General features: G+C 74.3%; 3 protein-coding genes. 1 reads left to right on the forward strand and 2 read right to left on the reverse strand.

Going from position 1 to position 2,872, the window contains the following annotated elements:
- The coding region (locus AB0C69_RS40730; protein WP_360361912.1) for an alpha/beta fold hydrolase at nt 1-420 on the reverse strand (420 nt) is incomplete at its 3' end.
- A gap of 60 nt (nt 421-480) precedes the next feature.
- A complete protein-coding gene (locus AB0C69_RS40735) occupies nt 481-2,103 on the reverse strand; it encodes a PucR family transcriptional regulator ligand-binding domain-containing protein (protein ID WP_345175085.1) in 1,623 nt (540 codons plus the stop codon).
- A gap of 146 nt (nt 2,104-2,249) precedes the next feature.
- Here AB0C69_RS40735 and AB0C69_RS40740 point away from each other — a divergent pair.
- Nucleotides 2,250-2,872: aminotransferase class III-fold pyridoxal phosphate-dependent enzyme (locus AB0C69_RS40740; RefSeq protein ID WP_360361915.1), on the forward strand; the 623-nt coding region annotated here is incomplete at its 3' end.

Here is a 2,872-nt window from a genome sequence, read left to right on the forward strand (position 1 = left end):
GGCGACGTCGCCGAAGGACGCCGGGGACAGGTGCCCGCGCGCCTCCCGGCCCGCGGCCGCCGGGACGAGCCTGATGGCCGGGTCCAGCAGGAGGAGCCGCCGCACCCGCCGCGGCGCGGTCCGCGCGAGGTGCAGCGCGATCATCCCGCCGTAGGAGTGCCCGACGAGGTCGGCCCGCTCGACGCCCTCGGCGTCCATCATCGCGAGGACGTCGGCCACGTGCCGCTCGACCGTCCACGGCGGCTCGTGCGTCGAGCGCCCGTGGCCGCGCAGGTCGGGCGCGAGGACGGAGCGGTCCGGCAGGTACCGCTCGGCGGTCCGCCGCCAGCGCGCCCCGTGACCGCAGACCCCGTGGAGCATGACCACCGGTGCTCCGCCCGGGTCCCCGTACCGATGAACGTGCAGTACCGCGTCCGCCATGCGCTAAAGCGTATGCGCGCGGAACCGGCCGCGAACGGCCTTCACCGGTCACCGGCCCGGTCAGGAACGTTCCCAGCGGACGGACGACAGGGCCAGGAGCGCCACATGGAAGGACACGCACGACTCCACGTCGTCGAGATCGGCGTCCAGGACCCGTTCGATGCGGCGGAGGCGCTCGTAGAAGGCGGGGCGGGAAAGGTGCGCCTGCTGGGCGGCGACGGCCTTGTTCCGGCCGGATTCGAGGTACAGCTCCAGGATGCGCGTGAGGTCGCTGCCGCGCTGGGCGTCGTACTCCAGGAGCGGGCCGAGCTCGCGCTCGACGAAGGTCTGGACGCGGGCGTCGTCGCGGAGGAGGTGCAGCAGCCCGCGCAGGCGCAGGTCGGGCAGGCGGTAGTAGAGGCGGGCCCCGGAGCCGCGCGCGGCGACGTCGGCGACCTGCTCGGCCTCCAGGAAGGAGCGGCGGACGTCGCGGATCGTCTCCACCACCGACCCGGCGGCCATCACGGTGTCGCCGGACTGCTTGCGGATCCGGGTGGCGACCTCGGTGAGCGCGGTCTCCACGTCGGCGCGGGCGGGCAGGGAGGCCAGGACGCCGACGCGGGCGTGCGGGCCGCCCTCGTCCAGGACGCCGACGAGCGCGGCGAGGCGCGCGTCCTTGCAGGCCGCCGCGGCCGTCTCGGCGAGCTGCGACAGCTCCCCGACGGGCGGGGCGGACCGGGACAGCGCGGGGCCGCGGTGGCGGAGCACGGCGCCGAGCAGCCGGCGGCCGGACAGCGGGACGCCGAGGGCGCGGGCGCGGGCCGCCGCCTCCTGCGGGTCGGAGTAGGCGTGCGCGAGGATGCGGGCGATGATCGTCCCGTGCGCCTGCCGCTCGACGCTCTCGGCGTGCCGGTCGAGGAGCCGGCCGAGGGCGAGGGTGGTGGCGGCCCGCTCGATCAGCACGGTCTCGCGCGGGGACGGCGGCGCGCCGAGGTCGACGATCAGCCGGCCCCAGTCCTCCCCCCGCGCGCCGACCATCGTGACCAGCCAGCCGGACGCCTCGTCGTAGCCGGTGCGGCGGCCGGGGCGGACGGCCCGCGAGCGGGTCTCCCACGCCGACAGCAGCTCGGCCGGGTCGGCGCCGCCGGCGTCCGCGGCGAGGACCTGGTGGGCGAGGTTCTCCAGCACCACCGGGTGCCCGCCGAGCGCCGCCACCTGCCGGACGACCTCGTCGGTGGAGGCGCCCTCGACCGACAGCTGGGTGAAGATCTCGTGCAGCTGCTCGGAGGCGCGCAGCTCGGCGAACTGCTCCTGGACGATCCGGGCGTGCACCGACTCGGTGATGTCGACGAACGCGGGCTCGTGCGCCAGCACGATCACCGGCAGGCCGAACTCCTCAGCTGCGGCGATCAGCGGGGGCGGCAGCACGCTGGCGTAGCGCCTGCCGAGCTCGATCATCAGGCCGCTGACGCCGACGTCGGCGAGGTCGGCGATGTAGGCGCGGAGCCGCTCGGGCTCGTCGGGCAGCGCGATCCCGGTGGTGAGGACGAGCTCGCCGCCGTGCAGCAGATGCGCGATGTCGGTGACCTCGGCGACGTGCACCCAGCGGACCCGGTTGCCGGTGCGGTCGGCGCCCGCGACGACGTGCGGCTGGCCGCGGCGTACCGCGTCGAGCTGGAGGACGTCGTCGACAGTGGGCAGCATCACGGCGAGGATATCCGCACAGGGTGTCAGCGGCGATGATCCGGCCGTTACCGATGGTCGGCCGCCAGCAGACCGTTAAGCGGAGGCGCCCGGTCCTAACACTCTGCGGGTGGCCGCGGCCGCCCGCCGGAAACGAGACTTGGGGCATGTCGGAACACGCGAACCTGCTCAGGCGCCACCGGGCGGTCATGCCGTCCTGGATGGCGCTCAACTACCGGGACCCCATCGAGATCGTCGGCGGCAAGGGCAACCGCGTGACCGACGCCGAGGGGAACTCCTACCTCGACTTCTTCATCGGCATCCTGACGAACATGCTCGGGTACGACGTGCCCGAGGTCCGGGACGCGGTGGAGCGGCAGATCGCCACCGGCGTCGTGCACACCTCCACGGCGTACCTGCTGCGCGGGCAGGTGGAGCTGGCCGAGAAGATCGCCCGGCTGTCGGGCATCCCGGACGCCAAGGTGTTCTTCACCAACTCCGGGACGGAGGCCAACGAGACCGCGCTGCTGCTGGCCGCGTACGCGCGGCGCAGCGACCAGGTCCTCGCGATGCGGCAGAGCTACCACGGCCGGTCGTTCGCCGCGACGGGCGTCACCGGGAACCGCGGCTGGACGAACCTGTCGTACTCCCCGCTGGACGTCCACTTCCTGCACGGCGCCGACCGCCGGCTCCCGCAGTTCGCCGGGATGTCGGACGAGCAGTACATCGACGCGTGCACGCAGGACCTGCGGCACGTGCTGGCCACCGCGACCGGCGGCGACGTCGCCGC

It is taken from the genome of Actinomadura sp. NPDC048032, assembly GCF_040653175.1.
In the GTDB taxonomy this organism is placed as follows: domain Bacteria; phylum Actinomycetota; class Actinomycetes; order Streptosporangiales; family Streptosporangiaceae; genus Spirillospora; species Spirillospora verrucosospora.

What these genes read in the sequence shown, in the direction of transcription:
- AB0C69_RS40735 (WP_345175085.1), bottom strand. Translation starts at nt 2,103, where the DNA reads ATGCTGCCCACTGTCGACGACGTCCTCCAGCTCGACGCGGTACGCCGC.